Annotated in this window: 21 protein-coding genes; 19 read left to right on the forward strand and 2 right to left on the reverse strand. The window is 66.2% G+C overall.

Features of this window, described 5'->3' with window-relative positions:
* Positions 1–47: 47 nt before the first annotated feature.
* The 19 genes from F2P44_RS08245 to F2P44_RS08335 are packed head-to-tail and all read left to right on the forward strand — an operon-like array spanning position 48 to position 16,589.
* The gene (locus F2P44_RS08245) at positions 48–653 is read left to right on the forward strand and encodes a beta-ketoacyl synthase chain length factor (RefSeq protein WP_370662652.1); all 606 of its coding nucleotides are present in this window, start codon (positions 48–50) and stop codon (positions 651–653) included.
* A complete protein-coding gene (locus F2P44_RS08250) occupies positions 646–1,419 on the forward strand; it encodes a lysophospholipid acyltransferase family protein (protein ID WP_167086223.1) in 774 nt (257 codons plus the stop codon). The genes F2P44_RS08245 and F2P44_RS08250 overlap by 8 nt, the downstream gene beginning before the upstream one ends.
* Entirely contained in the window at positions 1,412–1,666 is a 255-nt protein-coding gene (locus F2P44_RS08255; protein WP_099877909.1) for a phosphopantetheine-binding protein, read from the forward strand. The genes F2P44_RS08250 and F2P44_RS08255 overlap by 8 nt, the downstream gene beginning before the upstream one ends.
* A gap of 9 nt (positions 1,667–1,675) precedes the next feature.
* Positions 1,676–1,948: an acyl carrier protein gene (locus F2P44_RS08260; RefSeq protein WP_229423454.1), complete on the forward strand. Its 273-nt coding sequence runs from the start codon at positions 1,676–1,678 to the stop codon at positions 1,946–1,948.
* A gap of 2 nt (positions 1,949–1,950) precedes the next feature.
* Complete coding sequence (locus F2P44_RS08265; RefSeq protein WP_167086224.1) at positions 1,951–2,511, forward strand: COG4648 family protein; 561 nt, start codon at positions 1,951–1,953, stop codon at positions 2,509–2,511.
* Positions 2,504–4,237, forward strand: a complete 1,734-nt coding sequence (locus F2P44_RS08270; RefSeq protein WP_167086225.1) for an ApeI family dehydratase — start codon at positions 2,504–2,506, stop codon at positions 4,235–4,237. Before F2P44_RS08265 ends, F2P44_RS08270 begins: the two co-directional genes overlap by 8 nt.
* A gap of 13 nt (positions 4,238–4,250) precedes the next feature.
* Positions 4,251–5,327, forward strand: a complete 1,077-nt coding sequence (locus F2P44_RS08275) for a class I SAM-dependent methyltransferase (protein WP_167086226.1) — start codon at positions 4,251–4,253, stop codon at positions 5,325–5,327.
* 3 nt (positions 5,328–5,330) lie between these two features.
* Entirely contained in the window at positions 5,331–6,074 is a 744-nt protein-coding gene (locus F2P44_RS08280; RefSeq protein WP_167086227.1) for a glycosyltransferase family 2 protein, read from the forward strand.
* Positions 6,071–7,018, forward strand: a complete 948-nt coding sequence (locus F2P44_RS08285) for a lysophospholipid acyltransferase family protein (protein ID WP_441295291.1) — start codon at positions 6,071–6,073, stop codon at positions 7,016–7,018. The genes F2P44_RS08280 and F2P44_RS08285 overlap by 4 nt, the downstream gene beginning before the upstream one ends.
* Positions 7,005–8,561: an HAL/PAL/TAL family ammonia-lyase gene (locus tag F2P44_RS08290; protein ID WP_167086229.1), complete on the forward strand. Its 1,557-nt coding sequence runs from the start codon at positions 7,005–7,007 to the stop codon at positions 8,559–8,561. Before F2P44_RS08285 ends, F2P44_RS08290 begins: the two co-directional genes overlap by 14 nt.
* 37 nt (positions 8,562–8,598) lie before the next feature.
* A complete protein-coding gene (locus F2P44_RS08295) occupies positions 8,599–8,988 on the forward strand; it encodes an acyl-CoA thioesterase (RefSeq protein ID WP_229423455.1) in 390 nt (129 codons plus the stop codon).
* Positions 8,985–9,587, forward strand: a complete 603-nt coding sequence (locus F2P44_RS08300; RefSeq protein WP_167086231.1) for an outer membrane lipoprotein carrier protein LolA — start codon at positions 8,985–8,987, stop codon at positions 9,585–9,587. Before F2P44_RS08295 ends, F2P44_RS08300 begins: the two co-directional genes overlap by 4 nt.
* A complete protein-coding gene (locus F2P44_RS08305; protein WP_167086232.1) occupies positions 9,584–11,947 on the forward strand; it encodes an MMPL family transporter in 2,364 nt (787 codons plus the stop codon). The genes F2P44_RS08300 and F2P44_RS08305 overlap by 4 nt, the downstream gene beginning before the upstream one ends.
* Entirely contained in the window at positions 11,940–12,488 is a 549-nt protein-coding gene (locus tag F2P44_RS08310) for a DUF3261 domain-containing protein (protein ID WP_187363271.1), read from the forward strand. The genes F2P44_RS08305 and F2P44_RS08310 overlap by 8 nt, the downstream gene beginning before the upstream one ends.
* Positions 12,489–12,494: 6 nt before the next feature.
* Positions 12,495–13,676, forward strand: a complete 1,182-nt coding sequence (locus tag F2P44_RS08315; protein WP_167086234.1) for a beta-ketoacyl-ACP synthase — start codon at positions 12,495–12,497, stop codon at positions 13,674–13,676.
* The gene (locus F2P44_RS08320) at positions 13,673–14,149 is read left to right on the forward strand and encodes a hotdog family protein (protein WP_167086235.1); all 477 of its coding nucleotides are present in this window, start codon (positions 13,673–13,675) and stop codon (positions 14,147–14,149) included. The genes F2P44_RS08315 and F2P44_RS08320 overlap by 4 nt, the downstream gene beginning before the upstream one ends.
* The gene (locus F2P44_RS08325) at positions 14,150–14,893 is read left to right on the forward strand and encodes a 3-ketoacyl-ACP reductase FabG2 (RefSeq protein ID WP_167086236.1); all 744 of its coding nucleotides are present in this window, start codon (positions 14,150–14,152) and stop codon (positions 14,891–14,893) included.
* Positions 14,890–16,119, forward strand: coding sequence for a beta-ketoacyl-ACP synthase (locus tag F2P44_RS08330; RefSeq protein ID WP_167086237.1), 1,230 nt, complete (start codon positions 14,890–14,892; stop codon positions 16,117–16,119). The genes F2P44_RS08325 and F2P44_RS08330 overlap by 4 nt, the downstream gene beginning before the upstream one ends.
* A gap of 17 nt (positions 16,120–16,136) precedes the next feature.
* Positions 16,137–16,589 carry an excinuclease ATPase subunit gene (locus F2P44_RS08335; protein WP_167086238.1) on the forward strand — a complete coding sequence of 151 codons (453 nt, stop codon included), beginning with the start codon at positions 16,137–16,139 and terminating at the stop codon, positions 16,587–16,589.
* Between the two features lie 45 nt (positions 16,590–16,634).
* Here the strand turns inward: F2P44_RS08335 and F2P44_RS08340 are convergent, their stop codons facing one another.
* Positions 16,635–17,069 carry an Sbal_3080 family lipoprotein gene (locus F2P44_RS08340; RefSeq protein WP_167086239.1) on the reverse strand — a complete coding sequence of 145 codons (435 nt, stop codon included), beginning with the start codon at positions 17,067–17,069 and terminating at the stop codon, positions 16,635–16,637.
* 95 nt (positions 17,070–17,164) lie between these two features.
* A complete protein-coding gene (locus F2P44_RS08345; RefSeq protein WP_167086240.1) occupies positions 17,165–17,599 on the reverse strand; it encodes an Sbal_3080 family lipoprotein in 435 nt (144 codons plus the stop codon).
* Between the last annotated feature and the right edge of the window lie 85 nt (positions 17,600–17,684).

A 17,684-nucleotide genomic window follows, 5' to 3' on the forward strand; every position in this document is an offset into this window, starting at 1 on the left:
CGCAGGCACCCGTACCGGCTAGGATAGGTGAAGGTCCCGATCCGGCCGTGGCTGCGATGCCGGCCATGCTGCGCCGCCGCGCGGGCTTCCTCGGCAAGATGGCGCTGGAAGTGGCTTATCGCTGCCTGGATGGCCGCACCGATATTGCGGCCGTGTTCTGTTCGCGCCATGGCGAAGTGTCGCGCGCGGTCGACCTGCTGGGCGAGTTATCCCAGGGCGACCCGATGTCGCCGACCGGCTTCGGCCTGGCCGTGCATAACGCCAGCGCCGGCCTGTTCTCGATCGCACGCACCGACCGCGCCAATCACATGGCCCTGTCGGCCGGCGCGGCGACCGTCGAACACGGCGTGGTTGAAGCCTGCGGCCTGCTGGCCGACGGCGCGCCCATGGTCCTGCTGGTGGTGTACGACTGCGCACTGCCGCAGGCCCTCGCGCATTTCGAGGATTGCGACGAACAGCCGCACGCGTGGGCGTGGCTGATGACCGCGCCCGGTGCGGACGCCATCAGCCTGGCCTGCGCCGCCGCCGATGACACGGCGCCGGTGTCGACCCAGCCCGGTGGCCTGGACGTGCTGCGGTTCCAGTTGAGCGGCGCCGCGAGCCTGGTGCGCCAGGCGGGCATGCAGCGCTGGACCTGGACGCGTGATGTTTGACCGGATCGGCCGCTACTGGCGCGTCCTGGCCACCGGCATCAGTTTTCTCGCCTTCGGTATCGGCGGCCTGCTGCTGCGCATTGCGGTGTTCCCGCTGCTGCAGGTGGTGGTGTGGGAGCGCGCCGCGCGCGTCACGGTGGCGCGCGCGATCCTGCGCCTGACGTTTCGCGGCTTTGTGGGCCTGATGCGCGGCCTGGGTGTGCTGCGCTATGAATTCATCGGGCTCGAAAAGCTCGAACGGGGTGGCCTGCTGATTCTCGCGAACCACCCGTCACTGATCGATACCGTGTTCCTGATGGCGTTCGTCAAGCGCGCCGACTGCATCGTCAAGAGCCACCTGTGGAATAACCCGTTCACCCGTGGTCCGGTGCGGGCCGCCGGCTACATCAGTAACGACAGCGGCGAGCAGCTGGTCGAGGCGTGCATCGCCTCCCTGCGCGCCGGGAACAACCTGATTATCTTCCCGGAAGGGACGCGCACCCCGGCTGGCGGCGCGATCAGCCTGAAACGCGGCGCCGCCAACATCGCCGTGCGCGGCGGGCGCGCCGTGACCCCGGTGCTGATCGACTGCCAGCCGCCCACGCTGGGCAAGGGCGACAAGTGGTGGCGCGTGCCGGAGCGCTTCGTGCAGTTCCGGCTTGAAGTGAAAGACGACATTGAGGTCGGCGCCTTCCTGGGCGGCGACATGAGCGAAGTAATGGCGGTGCGTCATTTGACGGACCACCTGCAACAATTTTTTACTGGAGAGTACCAAGGCCATGCTTGAAACAGAAGTGAAACAACTGATTATCGACGTCCTGCAACTGGAAGATATTAGCGTGGACGATATCGACAGCGCCGCGCCGCTGTTCGTCGAAGGCCTTGGCCTGGACTCGATCGATGCGCTCGAACTGGGCGTCGCGCTGCAAAAGCGCTACGGCATCTCGCTGTCGGCCGATTCGGAAGACACCCGCAGCCATTTCGCGTCGGTGCGCGCGCTGGCGGCTCTGATTGAAACCCACCGCAAAAAGTAAGGAGTTTGTATGGTAGACGTAAACAATATGAGCCGTGACGAGCTGCATGCGTGGGTCGTCGATCTGCTGGCCGACATGTTCGAGCTCGATAAGTCCTCGCTGACGGCGGACTCGAACCTGTACGCCGATCTCGATATCGACAGCATCGACGCGGTCGACCTGGCGGTCAAGCTCAAGCAGCTGACCGGCAAGCGCCTGCAGCCGGAAGTGTTCAAGACCATCCGCACCATCGGTGACGTGGTCAATGCGCTCGACGATCTGGTCGAGGAGCAGGCGTTATAAGCATGCGCCGGTTGGCCGCGCCGTTGGCGGTGATCTCGGTCGTGCTCACGCTGTCTTATCCGCTGGCCGTCTGGTACGGACAGGGCAGGGTGGAGCCGCGCTCGCTGGCGCTGCTGCTGCTGCTCGCCGCCCTGGCGCGCCTGCCGGCCTTGAAGGCCAGCGTGGCCGCGCGCTGGTCGGTTGCCGGCGCCCTGGTGCTGGCTGCCGTGGCGGTGATGGGCAACGCCATGCTGCCGTTGAAGCTGTACCCGGTTTTGGTCAGTGCCGGCTTGCTGGCGGCTTTTGGGTATACGCTCACCACGCCGGTGTCGATGGTCGAACGCTTTGCGCGCATGCGCGAGCCGGACCTGCCGCCCGCGGCGGTGGCGTACACGCGCACGGTCACCAAGGTGTGGTGCGGGTTTTTCGTGGTGAACGGCGCGATTGCGCTGGGCACCGCGCTGTGGGCATCGCAAGAGGTCTGGTCGCTGTACAACGGCGTGATTTCGTACGGTCTGATGGGCCTGCTGTTCGCCGCTGAATTTTTGGTACGTCTGCGCTTTAAGCGATTGCATCATGGTTGATCTGTTTTCCGTTCTGGGCGCGCGCGATGGCGCCGCCATCGCCGGCTGGCGCGAGGCCGCTTCCGTCCGCACGCCGGTCACCATCGGCGCGCTGCGCGCGCGCGTGGGAGCATGGCGCGCGCTGGCCGTGCGTACGCCCGGCGCCAATGCCGCCCTGTACCTCGAGGACAGCCTCGAATTCGCCGCTGCGCTGCTGGGCGCCTGGCAGGCCGGCAAAACCGTCTGGCTCACCGCCGACACGCTCGACGCCAGCTGCATCGCGCTGGCGCGCTCGGTCGACTGTTTCCTGGGCGAGTTCCCGGCGCGCTGGACCCCGCTGCAGCCGGCGAGCGACGACGCCTGCGCGCTGCCATGGAGCGGGCCTGACGGCGCCTTCCCCGCGCTGGTGGTGCACACCTCCGGCAGCACCGGTGCGCCGCAGGCGATCCCGAAACAACTCTCGCAGCTCACCAGCGAAGTGGCCACGCTCGAGGCCCTGTTCGGCCCCGCCATCGGCGAGGCCGAGATCTTCTCGACCGTCTCGCACCAGCATATCTACGGCTTGCTGTTCAAGGTCTTGTGGCCGCTGGCCGCCGGCCGCGCGATCCACGCCGCCAGCCTGGCCTATCCCGAGCAGTTGGCGCAGATGCTCGGACAGCGCCCGTGCGTGCTGGTCGCCAGCCCGGCCCACCTGAAACGCTTGCCGGCTCACCTGGACTGGAGCGCGGCGGCGGCTTGCCTGCGCGTCGTGTTTTCGTCCGGCGGCCCGCTCGCACCCGAGGCATCGGTGGCGGCCGCCCATCTGCTCGGCCAGGTCCCGACCGAAATCTACGGCAGCTCCGAAACCGGTGGCGTGGCCTGGCGCCGCCACCATCCCGGTTCGCCCGGTGCGTGGGAAGCGCTGCCCGGCGTCGCCTGGCGCATCGCGCCCGACAGCGGCCGCCTCGAAGTGCGCTCCAGCCACCTGGGCGACGACGACTGGCTGGCCCTGGAAGACCGCGTCAATCCGGCGCCGGACGGACGCTTCCTGCTGCTCGGGCGCGGCGACCGCCTGGTCAAGATCGAAGAAAAACGTATCTCGCTCGACGCCATCGAAGCGGCCCTGGTCGCGTCCGGCCTGGCCAGCGAAGCGCGCGTGATCGTCTGCCCCGAGCGGGCCGGCGAGCGCCAGGTGCTGGCCGGATTCGTGATTCCGTCCGCCAGCGGGCGCGCGCTGCTCGACGCCGAGGGCAAGCAGTCGCTCAACGCGTTGCTGCGCGCCCACCTGGGGCGCGTGGTGGAAGCGGTCGCGCTGCCGCGCCGCTGGCGCTACCTCGATCAATTTCCGCTCAACGCCCAGGGCAAGACCACCCACGCGCAGCTGCTTGCCCTGCTCGGCGTGGGCGACGCCCGTCCGCGCGTGCCGCAGGTACGCCTGCTGGAGCAGGACGCGCAGCGCGCCTTGCTCGAAATGGTGGTGCCATCGACCCTGTTCTACTTCGACGGCCACTTCACGCAAGCGGCCGTGCTGCCGGGCGTGGTGCAGGTCGACTGGGCGATTCGCTACGCTCGCCTGCACTTTGCGATGGCACCGGCGTTTCGCGCCATCCACGCGCTCAAGTTCCAGCAGGTGGTCAGGCCCGACACCCCGTTCCAGCTGGAGCTCAAGTACGACCGCGCCGACGACGGCACCAGCGGCACCCTGCATTTCCGTTATTTCTCCGACGCCGGGCAACACGCCGGCGGCCGCATCCTGTTTGGTCCTTAACCTAAAGCGTCGCATGTTAGATAAAAAATTCTCCCCTGATCGCCAGACTGCCTTTGAAGCCCGTTTTGAAGCGCAGAAAATCGCCTTCGGCCCGGTTGTATTCCAGTGCGTGCGCTACGCGTGGAAGCGCGGCATGCTGCAAACCCTGGCCGACGCCGGCGAAACGGGACTGTCCATCGCCGAACTGGCGGGCACCGGCCGCTGGACCGAGTACGCGCTCAAAGTCGTGCTGGAGACCTGCCTGTCGGCCGGCGTGGTGTTCGTGCACGATGGCCGCTATGCGCTCGACAAGGCTGGTTTTTGCGTCCTCACCGACAGCATCACCCAGATCAACATCGACTTCAACCACGACGTCTGCTACCAGGGCTTGTTCAAGCTGGACGAGTCGCTCGACGCCGAAAAGCCGATCGGCCTGAAAGCGCTGGGCGAGTGGCCTACCCTGTACCAGGGCCTGTCGGAACTGTCGGAGCCGGCCAAGACCAGCTGGTTCGCGTTCGACCACTATTATTCGGACACTTCCTTCCCCTCGATCATGCCGGACGTGTTCGCGACCGCGCCGCGCAAGGTGATGGACGTGGGTGCCAATACCGGCAAATTCAGCTGCGTTGCGCTGGACTACAACGCCGACGTCGAGCTGCACCTGGTCGACCTGCCGCGCCAGCTGTCGGTCGCCGCGACCTCGCTGGAGACGGCCGGCGTGCGCGAACGCGCGCATCTGCACCCGACCGACCTGCTCGACCCGGCCGTGGCGCTGCCGTCGGGGATGGACGTGATCTGGATGAGTCAATTCCTGAGCTGCTTCTCGGAGCCGGCCATTGCCACCATCCTGCAACGCGCGGCCGCCGCACTGGCACCGCAGGGCCAGCTGCTGGTGATGGACACCTTCTGGGACCGCCAGCGCTACGACATCGCTTCCTACTGCCTGATCAACACCTCGCCGTATTTCACGGCCATGGCCAGCGGGAACAGCAAGATCTACGAAAGCGGCGACTACGTGCGCCTGGCCGAAGCGGCCGGCCTCAAACTGCTCACCGCGCGCGACGGCATCGGCTATTGCCACTCGCTGCTGCGCTTTGGCCGGGCGGCGTAAATCATGTTCAAGCCTTGCGTGATGATCCCCGTGTACGACCACGAACACGCCATCGGCGCCGTGGTCGACGCGGTGCTCGCTCACGGCCTGCCGTGCATCCTGGTCGATGACGGCAGCAAGCCGTCGTGCGCGCGCGTGCTCGACCAGCTGGCGGCGGCGCATCCCGGCACGGTCGTGCTGGTGCGCCACGCCGTCAACCAGGGCAAGGGCGCGGCCGTGCTGACCGGCTTTCGCAGCGCCGCGCAGGCCGGCTACACGCACCTGCTGCAGGTCGACGCCGATGGCCAGCACAACACCGGCGACATTCCGCGCTTCGTGGCGCTCGCGCGCCTGCATCCGCACGCCGTCATCGCCGGCTGCCCGGTGTACGACCAGTCGGTACCGAAGCTGCGCCTGTACGCGCGCTACCTGACCCACGTCTGGATCTGGATTAACACCTTGTCGTTCGCGATCCGCGATTCGATGTGCGGCTTCCGCATGTATCCGGTGGCGCCGGTGGTATCGCTGGCGTCGCGCTGCTCGCTGGGCAAGCGCATGAACTTCGACTCCGAAGTCCTGGTGCGCCTGTTCTGGGACGAAGTGCAGGTGGTGAACCTGCCCACGCGCGTGACCTACCCGAGCGACGGCGTGTCGCACTTCATGGCCTTTCGCGACAACGTGCTCATTTCGCGCATGCATACGGTGCTGTTCTTCGGCATGCTGATCCGCCTGCCCAAGCTGCTGGCGCGCAAATGGCGGACCGCGTGACAAAGCTGCACGCCAGCCACTGGGCCGCGATCTCGGAATCGAGCTTCGTGGGCGGCATGCGCCTGCTGTTCTGGGTGTGCCGCGTGTTCGGCCGCTGGCCGTTCCGGGTGGTGCTCTATCCCGTGCTGGCCTGGTACGTGCTGACCAAGCCGGCCGCGCGGCGCGCCTCGACGGATTATCTCGACCGCGTGCGCGCTTTCGCGCCGGTGCCAGGCGGCTGGTATGGCGTGCTGCGCCACTTCGGCAGCTTTGCCGAAACCATTCTCGACAAGATGCTGCTGTGGGGCGGCCTGTTCGACAAGAACCTGGTCAGCCACCACGGCATGGAACCGTTGCGGCGCATGCTGGACGAAAAGCGCGGCGCGGTGCTGGTCTGCACGCACCTGGGCAACGCCGACTTGTGCCGCGTGCTGTCGAACGACGTGCCGGGCCTGACCCTGACGGTGCTGGTGCACACGCGCCACGCGCAGGCGTTCAATAATATGCTTGCCTCGCTCGACCCGCGCAGCCAGACCAACCTGCTGCAGGTGACGGAGATGAATCCGGCCACCGCGATGATGCTGTCGGAGCGGGTAGGGCGGGGCGAGTTCGTCGTCATCGCCGGCGACCGCGTGCCGGTCTCGCCCGACCCGCGCGTGGCGCTGGCGCCGTACCTGGGCGTCGATGCACCGTTTCCGGTCGGGCCGTACGTGCTGGCCTCGATCCTGCAATGCCCGCTCTACATGATGTTCTCGACCCGCGTCGGACGCGGCTACGAAGTGCACTTCGAACTGCTGCGCGAATCGGTGCGCCTGCCGCGCAAGGGCCGCGACGAGGTACTGGCCCAGGTGGCCGGCGACTTCGCGGCGCGCCTGCAGCATCACTGCATCCGCTCGCCGCTCGAGTGGTTCAACTTTTACGATTTCTGGCACTTACCCCATTTGGACAAGAATGATGCACCCTGACCTCTCCACTACCCGCCGCGCCGTCCAATTCGACCGCGAACGGCTGACGATCGAAGATATCGTCGATATCGCGCGCGGCACCGCCAGCGCGGTGCTCTCGCCCGACCCGGTGTTTCGCGCGGCGATCGCGCGCGGCGCCGATTTCCTCGACCGCCTGCTGCGCGAGGACGGCACCATCTACGGCGTCACCACCGGTTACGGCGACTCGTGCACGGTGTCGATTCCGCCCGACCTGGTGGCCGAACTGCCGCATCACTTGTATACCTATCACGGCTGCGGCCTGGGCGAGTACCTCACGCCCGCGCAAACGCGCGCAGTGATGGCCACCCGCCTGGCGTCGCTGTCCAAGGGCTTTTCGGGCGTGAGCGTCGAGCTGCTGGAACAGATCGCGCGCCTGCTCGACGCCGGCCTGTTGCCGCTGATCCCGAGCGAAGGCTCGGTCGGCGCCAGCGGCGACCTGACCCCGTTGTCCTACCTGGCGGCGGTGCTGTGCGGCGAGCGCGAAGTCTGGCGCGACGGCGTGCAGATGCCGGCCGCCCAGGCCTTGAAGGAAGCCGGCATCACGCCGCTGCGCCTGCGCCCGAAAGAAGGGCTGGCGATCATGAACGGCACCGCCGTCATGACCGCGCTGGCCTGCCTGGCCTACGACCGCGCCGAATACCTGACGCGCATGTGCACCCGCATCGCCGCCATGGCCTCGTTCGCACTGGACGGCAACGCCCACCACTTCGACGAAACCCTGTTCTCGGTCAAGCCGCACGCCGGCATGCAGGGGGTGGCCGCGTGGCTGCGCGAAGACCTGCATGTGGGCCAGGCCGAACGCAACGGCAAGCGCCTGCAGGACCGCTATTCGATCCGCTGCGCGCCGCACGTCATCGGCGTGCTGGCCGACGCGCTGCCGTTCTTCCGCCAGTCGATCGAAAATGAACTCAATAGCGCCAACGACAATCCGATCATCGACGCCGAAGGCGAGCGCGTGCTGCACGGCGGGCACTTCTATGGCGGGCATATCGCCTTCGCCATGGACGGCATGAAAAACGCGGTGGCCAACCTGGCCGACCTGCTGGACCGCCAGATGGCGCTCTTGGTCGACAGCCGCTACAACCACGGCCTGCCTGCCAATCTGTCGGGCGCCGAAGGGCCGCGCGCGGCCATCAACCATGGCCTGAAAGCCTTGCAGATCAGTTCCTCGGCGTGGACCGCCGAAGCGCTGAAACTGACCATGCCGGCCTCGGTGTTTTCGCGTTCGACCGAGTGCCACAACCAGGACAAGGTCAGCATGGGCACCATCGCCGCGCGCGACTGCCTGCGCGTTCTCGAACTGACCGAGCAGGTTGTCGCCGCCCTCCTGATCACCGTGCGCCAGGGCGTGTGGCTGCGCCTGCGCGTCAATCCGGAAAACCCGGCGCCGCAAGCGCTGGCCGACATGATGGAAAAACTCGGCGAAGACGTGGCGCCGGTGGCCGAAGACCGCCGCCTGGAGCCCGAACTGCGCGTGCTGATTTCGCGCCTGCGCGAGCAGGCATGGACCCTGTATGCGTAGGGGAGCGCCAGCAAGCCGCTGGTTTTCCGAAACAGAGATGCTGGTCCAGTTCTTCGACCTGGACCCGATGCAGATCGTCTGGCACGGCAACTACGTCAAATACCTCGAAGTGGCGCGCTGCGCGCTGCTCGACAAGATCGACTACAACTACGTGCAGATGAAGGCGTCCGGCTTCGCCTGGCCGGTGATCGACATGAACCTGCGCTATATCGGACCGGCCGTGTTCGGCCAGCGCCTGATCCTGCGCGCCGAAATCGTCGAATATGAAAACCGCCTGAAGATCGATTACCTGATCAGCGACGCCGCCAGCGGCAAGCGCCTCAATCGCGCCAGCACCACGCAGGTGGCGGTCGATATCGCCAGCGGCGAGATGTGCTTCATGTCGCCGCCGGTGCTGTTTGAAAAATTAGGAGTGTCCCCCGCATGAAACGTTTGATCTTTGCCCTCGCCGTCAGCGCCAGTTGCGCTGTCGCCAGCGCTGCCGCGCCAATCGCCAAAATCCAGGCGCTGCTGGCCAAGCCGACGGTCCTGTGCGGCCGCTTCGACCAGACCAAGCAGCTGGCCGGCATGAAAAAACCGCTCGCCTCGAACGGCCGCTTTTGCGTCGTCGCCGGCAAGGGCGTGCTGTGGCGTACCCTGAAACCGTTCCCGAACACCCTGCGCCTGACGCGCGACGAAATCGTCAGCTTCCAGGGCGAGCGCGTGGCGATGCGCCTCGAAGCGAAGCAGGAACCGACGGTACGCATGATTAACAGCGTGCTGTTTTCGCTGCTGTCGGGCGACCTGGGCCAGCTCGAAACCCTGTTCGAGGTCGATGGCAATGTCGACGGCGGCAGCTGGAACGTCGCGCTCAAGGCGCGCCAGCCGGCGCTGGCCAAGGCCATCGGCGCCATTTCGCTCGACGGCGGTGCCTATGTGAAGAATATCCAGATCGCCGAGGCGAGCGGTGATAAAACCTTTATCGTGTTCTCCGAGATCAAGACTGGCGAGGGCGCGATTGCCGCCGACGAGGCGGCGCTGCTGTGAATCCGGAGGTAAAGCGGCACAAGTGGCTAGCCTGGATCTGGGCATTGGTGGTGTGCGCCCTGCTGGGACATAACGCCTATTTGTGGATCGTCCAGCGCATCGTGCCCGACACCGACATCCTGGCATTGCTGCCGGTGCAGGAGCGCGACCCGATCCTGCAGCAATCGTTCACCCACATGGTGGACGCGGCGCAGCAGCGCGTGATCGTGCTGGTCGGCGCCGCCGATTGGGCCGATGCCACGCGTGCCGCCGACGCCTACAACGCCGTGCTGGCCAGCCAGCCCGGCGTGCTCGAAGCGGTGAAACTGTCCGACGAAACCCAGGGCGACTGGCTGGCGCCATTCCAGAAGCACAGCGTCGCCTTGCTGACCGCGCAGCAGGAAGCGCAGTTGCGCAGCGAGAGTCCGCAATTCTGGACCGACGCCGCCCTGGCCAAGCTGTACTCCGCCTTCTCCGGCCCGAAGCTGGGTGCCTTCCGCGACGATCCATTCGGCCTGTTTTCCGGCTGGGTCCAGGAACGCGCGCAAGAAACGCCGGTGCGCCCGCGCGACGGCAAGCTGTTCGTGGCCGACGCCGAGCGCCAGTATGTGCTCATGCCGCTGACCATGCGCGCGCCGGCGTTCTCGATGACGGCCCAGCAAACCGTGGTGCCGCTGCTCGAGCGCGCCAAACAGGCCGCGCTCAAGGCCGCCCCGCAGGCGAAGGTGATTACCGCCGGCGTGGTGCTGCATGCATCAAACGCCAGCAATCAGGCCGAAGGCGAAATGTCGACCATCGGCGTGGGTTCCCTGGCCGGCATCGTGCTGCTGACCTGGTTCACCTTCCGTTCGCTGCGCCCGATCGCGCTGGTGCTGCTGTCGATCGGGATCGGCTTTCTCGGTTCGCTGTCGGTATGCTGGCTGCTGTTCGGCCGCATCCACCTGCTCACGCTCGTCTTCGGGGCTAGCCTGATCGGCGTGGCCCAGGATTACGGCATTTACTTCCTGTGCAACCGCCTGAGCGCCGACCCGGCCGAGGGTTCGGTGCGCCTGCTCAAACGTTTGCTGCCGGGACTGGGCCTGACCCTGCTGGCGGCGGTGATCGGCTACACGGGACTGGGTTTCACCCCGTTCCCCGGCCTGCGCCACATGGCCGTATTCTCCGCTGTGGGACTGGTGTTCGCCTGGCTGACGGTAGCTTGCTGGTTCCCGCTGCTCGTTTCCGGCGGCACTTTGACAACCGGTGCACTGGCCCGCGGCTACGGCGCCGCGCTGGAGCACTGGCCGCAGGCGCGCATGAATGCGCCGACGCTCGTCGTGGCGGCAGTATTCGTGGCCGTGGCCGGTTTCGGCTGGTCGCGCCTGGGCGTCAACGACGACATCCGCTCGCTGCAAAACCCGCCCAAGCATTTGATCGACGACCAGATCAAATTGGGCAAGCTGCTGGATGCGCCGACGCCCGTCCAGTACTTCCTGGTGCGCGGCGCCAGCGCCGAAATCGTGCTGCAGCGTGAAGAAGCGCTCAAGCGCCGCCTCGACCCGCTGATCGCGGCCAAGCGTATTGGCGGTTATCAGGCGATGTCGAACTGGGTGCCATCCGCGCGCACGCAGTTGGAACGGCGTGCCCTGATCGACAGCAAACTGCTGGCGCCGGGCGGCCCGCTCGACGCCGTGGCCAAGGCCATTGACGAAGACAGCGCCTGGAGCGCCGCCACGCGCGCGCACCTGATGGCGCCGCGCGCACCGCTCACGCCTGCGGAATTCCTGAAAACTCCGCCGAGCGAGCCTTGGCGCCACCTGTGGCTGGGCGACATCGACGGCGTCCACGCCAGCATCGTCGCGCTGCGCGGCATGAGCATGGCCGCGCTGCCGGAGTTGCGCCGTGCCGGCGAGGGCATGGAAGGTGTGCAGTGGGTCGACAAGGTGGCCGAGATTTCATCGGTGCTGGGCCGCTATCGCCAGTACATGGGCTGGGTGGTCCTGGCGGCGTACGCGGTGGTGTTCGCGCTGCTGTACCCGCGCTACCGCGGCAACGCCTGGCGCGTGCTGGCGCCGAGCGCGGTGGCCAGCATCGCTACTCTGGCGGTGCTCGGTCTCACCGGCCAGGCGCTGCAGCTGTTCCACGTACTGGCATTGATGCTGCTGCTCGGCGTCGTAGTCGACTACGGCATCTTCATGCAGGAGCATCCGGGCCGGCGCGATACCACGCCGTGGCTGGCCGTCGGCCTGTCGGCGGCCAATACGCTGCTCGCTTTCGGCTTGCTTGGCCTGAGCCGGACCCCTGCGCTGCAGGCCTTCGGGCTGACGATGCTGATCGGGACCACGCTGGCGTGGCTGCTGGTGCCTTATTTTGCGAATACCAAGGAAAATGAACATGCTTGAAAACCGCCTCCACCTGGCTGCGCCGCTGCTGGCCGCCGTGCTGCTGGCCGCCTGCACCACGCCGCCCGCGCCCCTCGCGCGGCTCGGCATCAAACTCGCCCCGAGCGCGCTGGAATCGACCATCAGCGTGCAGCAGCACTTGAAAGTGGAGCGCAAGGGCCGCATCGACGAACTCGATGCCGCGGTCGAAGTCGACCCGCAGCAGGTGCAGATGGTCGGCCTGGCCTTCGGCCAGCGCGTCCTGAGCCTGAGCTATGATGGCAAGGAACTGACCTCGTGGCGCCACTTGATGCTGCCCAAGCAGGTGCGCGCCGAAGACGTGCTCGAAGACCTGCAGCTCACCTTGTGGCCGGCCGAGGCGATCGCGCGCAGCCTGCCGCAGGGCTGGCGCATCGACGACGCCGGCCTGCGCCGCACCCTGACCCTCGACGGCGCGGTAGTGGCCACGATTACCTACACGCAGATGCCGCGCTGGACCGGCACTGTGACCCTCGACAACCTGCGTTACGATTACCGCCTGACCATCGAGTCGGCGCCTTAAGAGAATATGAAGCTGTATCTAAATGAATGCGGGATCGTCTGCGCGCTGGGCGACTCGCATGAACAAGTCAAACGCGCCCTGTTCGCCGGCCAGAGCGGCATCGCCCCGACCGACGCCTGGTCGCCCGGCCGCGTGCTGCCGCTGGGACGCGTACTCTCCGCGCTGCCCGACGATGCGGCGCTGCCGCTCGGCCAGCGCAGCCGCAACAACCGGCTGGCGCTGGCCGCGCTGGCGCAGATCCGCGCCGCGGTCGATGCGGCGGTGCTGCGCTACGGGGCCGGCCGGATCGGCATCGTGATCGGCACCAGCACCTCCGGCATCGCCGAAACCGAAGCGGCGCTGCACGCGCACTTCAAGGGCGCGCCGCTGCCGGCCGGGTTTCATTACGCGCAGCAGGAAATGGGGTCGCCCGCCGCCATGCTGGCCCGTGAACTGAACGTCAGCGGCCCGGCCTACGCCCATTCGAGCGCCTGCGCATCCGGCGCCAAGGCCCTGGCCAGCGCCGCGCGCCTGATTCGCATGGGCCTGTGCGACGCCGTCATCACTGGCGGCGTGGACACCCTGTGCGGGTTCACGGTGGCGGGGTTTTCGGCGCTCGAATCGGTCAGCGCGGCGCGCTGCAACCCATTGAGCGCCAACCGCGAGGGCATCAACATTGGCGAGGGCGCCGCGCTGTTCCTGATGACGCGCGAGCCGGCCGCCGTCGCCCTGTGCGGCTGGGGCGAGGCGTCCGACGGCCACCACATGTCGGCGCCCGATCCGGCTGGCAGCGGCGCGCGCCTGGCGATCACCGAAGCGCTGACGCGCGCCGGTATCGACGCGACGCAGATAGACTACATCAACCTGCACGGCACGGCGACCATCCAGAACGATGCGATGGAGTCGCGCGTGGTGCATGACCTGTTCGGCGCCCAGGTGCCGGTCAGCTCGACCAAGGGCTTTACCGGCCACGCGCTGGGCGCGGCGGCGGCGCTGGAAGCGGCCTTGATCTGGCTGGCCATGCAGGACGATAATCCCGAAGGGCTGCTGCCGCCGCACCTGTGGGACGGCGTGCCCGATCCGGCGCTGCCGGCGCTGAACGTGGCCGCGCCGGGTGCGCGCCTCGGGCGTCCGCTCGACTGGGCCTTGAGTAACTCGTTTGCGTTCGGCGGCTCGAACGCCACCCTGATCCTGGGACGGACCCGATGAACAGCGACAGTTACCCCGACATCCGCGCGCTGGTCCCGCACGAAGGCGAGATGGTGTTTCTCGACCGCGTGCTCACGGCCGGCACCAGCACCCTGTGCGCGGAAGTGACGATCGGCCAGCACAGCGTGTTTTTCGACGCAACAGGAGTAGAGGCGGGCGTCGGCTCCTGGGTCGGTATCGAATACATGGCGCAGGCGATTGCCGCCCACGCCGGATTTTTGGCGCGCCTGCGCGGCGACGCCGTGCGCGTGGGCTTTCTGCTTGGCGCGCGGCGCTACCAGACCAGCGTGCCCCTGTTCGCGTTGGGCAGCGTGCTGCATGTGCACGTGCAGCACGTGCTGCAGGGCGAGAACGGCCTGGGCGCGTTCGACTGCCGCATCGACGATGGCGCCAGCGGGGCCAATCTGGCCAACGCCACCATCACGGTGTTCCAGCCCGATAATGTTAACGAATTTTTGCAGCGGAGTTTTTAAATGAGTAGCCAGAGCAGTATCAACCAGACAGTATTGGTGACGGGTTCGTCGCGTGGCATCGGCAAGGCGATTGCGCTGCGCCTGGCGCGCGACGGCTACGACATCGTCGTGCATTGCCGTAGCCAGCGCGCCGAGGCCGACGCGGTCGCGCGCGAGATCGAAGCGATGGGGCGCGGCGCGCGCGTGCTGCAGTTCGACATCGGCGAACGCGATGTCGCGGCCGCATCCCTGCTGGCCGACATCGAGCAGCACGGCTGCTACTACGGCGTGGTGTGCAATGCCGGCGTGGCGCGCGACAATGCGTTTCCGGCCATGAGCGGCGAGGACTGGGACATTGTCCTCAAGACCAACCTCGATGGCTTTTATAACGTGCTCAATCCCCTCGTGATGCCGATGGTCCAGCGCCGCAAGGCTGGCCGCATCGTCACCATGGCATCGGTTTCCGGCCTGGCCGGCAACCGCGGGCAGGTCAATTACAGCGCCGCCAAGGCCGGCATCATCGGCGCCACCAAGGCGCTGGCGATCGAACTGGCCAAGCGCGCCATCACCGTCAATTGCGTCGCGCCGGGCCTGATCGAAACCGACATGATCAGCGACGTGCCGATGGAAGAAGCGCTCAAGATGATTCCGGCCAAGCGGATCGGCAAACCGGAGGAAGTGGCCGCCGCGGTCAGCTTCCTGATCGGCGCCGACGCGTCCTACATCACGCGCCAGGTTATTTCCGTCAACGGAGGCATGGTATGAAGCACCGCGTCGTCGTCACCGGCATGGCCGGCATCAGCCCCCTGGGCAACGACTGGGCCACGATCCGCACGCGCCTGGGCGAGTACCGCAACGCCATCGTCCCGATGCAGGAGTGGGCCGATTACGAAGGCTTGAACACCAAACTGGGCGCGCCGGCCGCGCCGTTCGAACTGGGCGAACGCTTTCACCGCAAGGCGATGCGCAGCATGGGACGGGTGGCGCTGATGGCCACGCGCGCCAGCGAAATGGCGCTGGCGCATGCCGGCCTGCTGGAGCATCCGCTGCTCAAGAGCGGGCGCATGGGCGTGTCCTTCGGTTCCTCGGCCGGCACGCCGAGCGCGATCGGCGACTTTGGCCGCATGATGGAAGAGCGCAGCACGCGCGGCATCAACGCCACCACCTACATCAAGATGATGGCGCATACGGCGCCGGTGAACATCGGCGTGTTCTTCGGCCTGACCGGCCGCGTGATCACCACCTCGTCGGCCTGCACCTCGGGCAGCCAGGGCATCGGCTACGCGTACGAAGCGATCCGCAACGGCCAGCAGACCGCCATGGTGGCCGGCGGCGCCGAAGAACTGTGCGCGACCGAGGCGGCGGTGTTCGACACCCTGTTCGCCACCAGCACGCGCAACGACACGCCCGCCATCACGCCGCGGCCGTTCGACAGCGAGCGCGATGGCCTGGTGATCGGGGAGGGTGCCGGATGCCTGATCCTGGAAGAGCTGGAGCATGCGCTCGCGCGCGGCGCCACCATCCATGCCGAGCTGGTGGGCTTCGGCACCAACAGCGACGGTTGCCACGTGACGCAGCCGAATGCGGCGACGATGAAGATTGCGATGGAACTGTCCCTGGCCGACGCCGGCCTGGCGCCGGAGGCCATCGGTTACGTGAACGCGCACGGCACCGCCACCGAACAGGGCGACATCGCCGAAACCCAGGCCACCAACGCCATGTTCGGCGCGCGCGTGCCGATCAGTTCATTGAAAAGCTACATGGGCCACACCCTGGGCGCCTGCGGCGCGCTGGAAGCGTGGATCAGCATCGAGATGATGCGCGAGGGCTGGTTCGCGCCGACCATCAACCTGGAGCAGGTCGACCCGCGCTGCGCGCCGCTCGACTACATCCACACCGAGGGCCGCCGCATCGATACCGACTACATCATGACCAACAATTTTGCGTTCGGCGGCATTAACACGTCGCTGATTTTTAAGAAGTATGGCTAACCTGGAGAACTACACGAATGAAAAAAATCCTCTCGACGATGGCAGTCCTGGCAGTAATCGGTAGTGCCCTGCCGGCCCACGCGGCCGACAAGAAACTCATGTTGCCGTTCGCCGGCGCGCTGGAAGACAACGGCGCCAAAGAACGCCTGGGCGATACGATCAAGTATTATTTCGGTACGCAGAAAACGCCGAAGGTGCTGGAAAAGCGCGGCTCCGACCAGACCAGCCAGAAGACCAATGCCTTCGGCAAGACCGACCAGGCAGTCTGCCACTGGGCGTTCCTGTCGTCCATGCTGGCCTTGCAGAAGCGCGCGCAGGAAGTCGGCGCGAATGCGGTCATCAATATCACCAGCAACTACAAAAACACCACGTATTCGAGCGAGACCGACTTTGAATGCCACGTCGGTAACATCGTCGGCGGCGTTGCCCTGAAAGGCGACTTCGTGCGCCTGGCAGACGGCAAGAAGTAATTCCGCAGTCTTGAGCGCGGCCTGGAAACCAGGCCGCGCTGTATGTCATTCCCCGGCTTTGCCCGGGAAAAGCTGTTCGGTCAACTCAGCGATTTTTTTGTCCCCATTGATCATCTGGGACGCAAGGCTGGGATCGTCGTCCACCTTGTAGGTGGCACTGCCGACCTGCGTGCCCTTCTTGTACACAATGATCCCTGCCCGCTCCAGGTGGAAAGATTTGCGGTAGCGCCAAGTGCCGTCATACGTCGCGGTGACCGGGCAGTCGCTCAGCGAGGCGCCTTCGGGCAGCACCTTGACCTCGTATCCCTTGCTGACCAGGACACCCTGAACGATCTCGCGGATGGGCTGCGCGGCTTTCTTGTTGTCGATGATGCACACCGTCTTGCTGCCGAGACGTTCCACCGGCTTGACGGTTTGATGCATCCCGCAGCCCGAGAGGGCGGCCATGGTAAGGGAAATACAAGCGACTCTGGCGATCATGTCGTTTCTCTGGTGACGTTTGCAGTGAATAAACTATACCATTTCGCCACGCAAGAACCTCGTCCCCCGGCCTCTCGCGCGGCGCCGCGCTGTCTCTACGAGCCGGCCAGGTTCGGGAACAACTGGTCGACCAGTTCCGTGATTTTCTTCTCCGCAGCGATGAATTTTCCCATGTTGCCGCCGCCCCGGGTGGCGTCGTAGGTAGCCTTGCCGGCCGGCTTGGCATTCTTGTAGACGACGATCTCGGCGTACGCCATGTACATGGCCAGGTCCCAGCGCCAGGTCGCGGTGTAGGTCGAGGTGACCGGGCATTCGACCAGCGAGGAGCCCGAGGCCAGCTTCTTGACTGCATATCCCTTGTTGGTGAGCGCGCGCTCGTAGGCGTCCATGAAGCTCGCCCTGACGGAGGAATTGTCGACGATGCACACCACCTTGCTGTCGAAACGCTCGACCGGCTTGACGTTTTGACGAATCGCGCAGCCGGACAGGGCGAGCAGGGCGACGGCAGTACAGGCAAGTTTGGAGAACATGTAATTTCTTTGTGGAAATTTATGTGGATCTGTACTATACCATCGTGTTGTCACGTAAACACATCAGTGGCCGCGGCGCGATGCA

The organism is Massilia frigida, assembly GCF_011682175.1.
Taxonomy (GTDB): domain Bacteria; phylum Pseudomonadota; class Gammaproteobacteria; order Burkholderiales; family Burkholderiaceae_D; genus Telluria_A; species Telluria_A frigida.

Excerpts from the sequence above, each read along its gene's own strand:
- F2P44_RS08250 (WP_167086223.1), top strand. The coding sequence starts at position 646 with ATGTTTGACCGGATCGGCCGCTACTGGCGCGTCCTGGCCACCGGCATC.
- F2P44_RS08255 (WP_099877909.1), top strand. The coding sequence starts at position 1,412 with ATGCTTGAAACAGAAGTGAAACAACTGATTATCGACGTCCTGCAACTG.
- F2P44_RS08260 (WP_229423454.1), top strand. The coding sequence starts at position 1,676 with ATGGTAGACGTAAACAATATGAGCCGTGACGAGCTGCATGCGTGGGTC.
- F2P44_RS08265 (WP_167086224.1), top strand. The coding sequence starts at position 1,951 with ATGCGCCGGTTGGCCGCGCCGTTGGCGGTGATCTCGGTCGTGCTCACG.
- F2P44_RS08270 (WP_167086225.1), top strand. The coding sequence starts at position 2,504 with ATGGTTGATCTGTTTTCCGTTCTGGGCGCGCGCGATGGCGCCGCCATC.
- F2P44_RS08275 (WP_167086226.1), top strand. The coding sequence starts at position 4,251 with ATGTTAGATAAAAAATTCTCCCCTGATCGCCAGACTGCCTTTGAAGCC.
- F2P44_RS08280 (WP_167086227.1), top strand. The coding sequence starts at position 5,331 with ATGTTCAAGCCTTGCGTGATGATCCCCGTGTACGACCACGAACACGCC.
- F2P44_RS08290 (WP_167086229.1), top strand. The coding sequence starts at position 7,005 with ATGATGCACCCTGACCTCTCCACTACCCGCCGCGCCGTCCAATTCGAC.
- F2P44_RS08295 (WP_229423455.1), top strand. The coding sequence starts at position 8,599 with ATGCTGGTCCAGTTCTTCGACCTGGACCCGATGCAGATCGTCTGGCAC.
- F2P44_RS08300 (WP_167086231.1), top strand. The coding sequence starts at position 8,985 with ATGAAACGTTTGATCTTTGCCCTCGCCGTCAGCGCCAGTTGCGCTGTC.
- F2P44_RS08310 (WP_187363271.1), top strand. The coding sequence starts at position 11,940 with ATGCTTGAAAACCGCCTCCACCTGGCTGCGCCGCTGCTGGCCGCCGTG.
- F2P44_RS08315 (WP_167086234.1), top strand. The coding sequence starts at position 12,495 with ATGAAGCTGTATCTAAATGAATGCGGGATCGTCTGCGCGCTGGGCGAC.
- F2P44_RS08320 (WP_167086235.1), top strand. The coding sequence starts at position 13,673 with ATGAACAGCGACAGTTACCCCGACATCCGCGCGCTGGTCCCGCACGAA.
- F2P44_RS08325 (WP_167086236.1), top strand. The coding sequence starts at position 14,150 with ATGAGTAGCCAGAGCAGTATCAACCAGACAGTATTGGTGACGGGTTCG.
- F2P44_RS08330 (WP_167086237.1), top strand. The coding sequence starts at position 14,890 with ATGAAGCACCGCGTCGTCGTCACCGGCATGGCCGGCATCAGCCCCCTG.
- F2P44_RS08335 (WP_167086238.1), top strand. The coding sequence starts at position 16,137 with ATGAAAAAAATCCTCTCGACGATGGCAGTCCTGGCAGTAATCGGTAGT.
- F2P44_RS08340 (WP_167086239.1), bottom strand. The coding sequence starts at position 17,069 with ATGATCGCCAGAGTCGCTTGTATTTCCCTTACCATGGCCGCCCTCTCG.
- F2P44_RS08345 (WP_167086240.1), bottom strand. The coding sequence starts at position 17,599 with ATGTTCTCCAAACTTGCCTGTACTGCCGTCGCCCTGCTCGCCCTGTCC.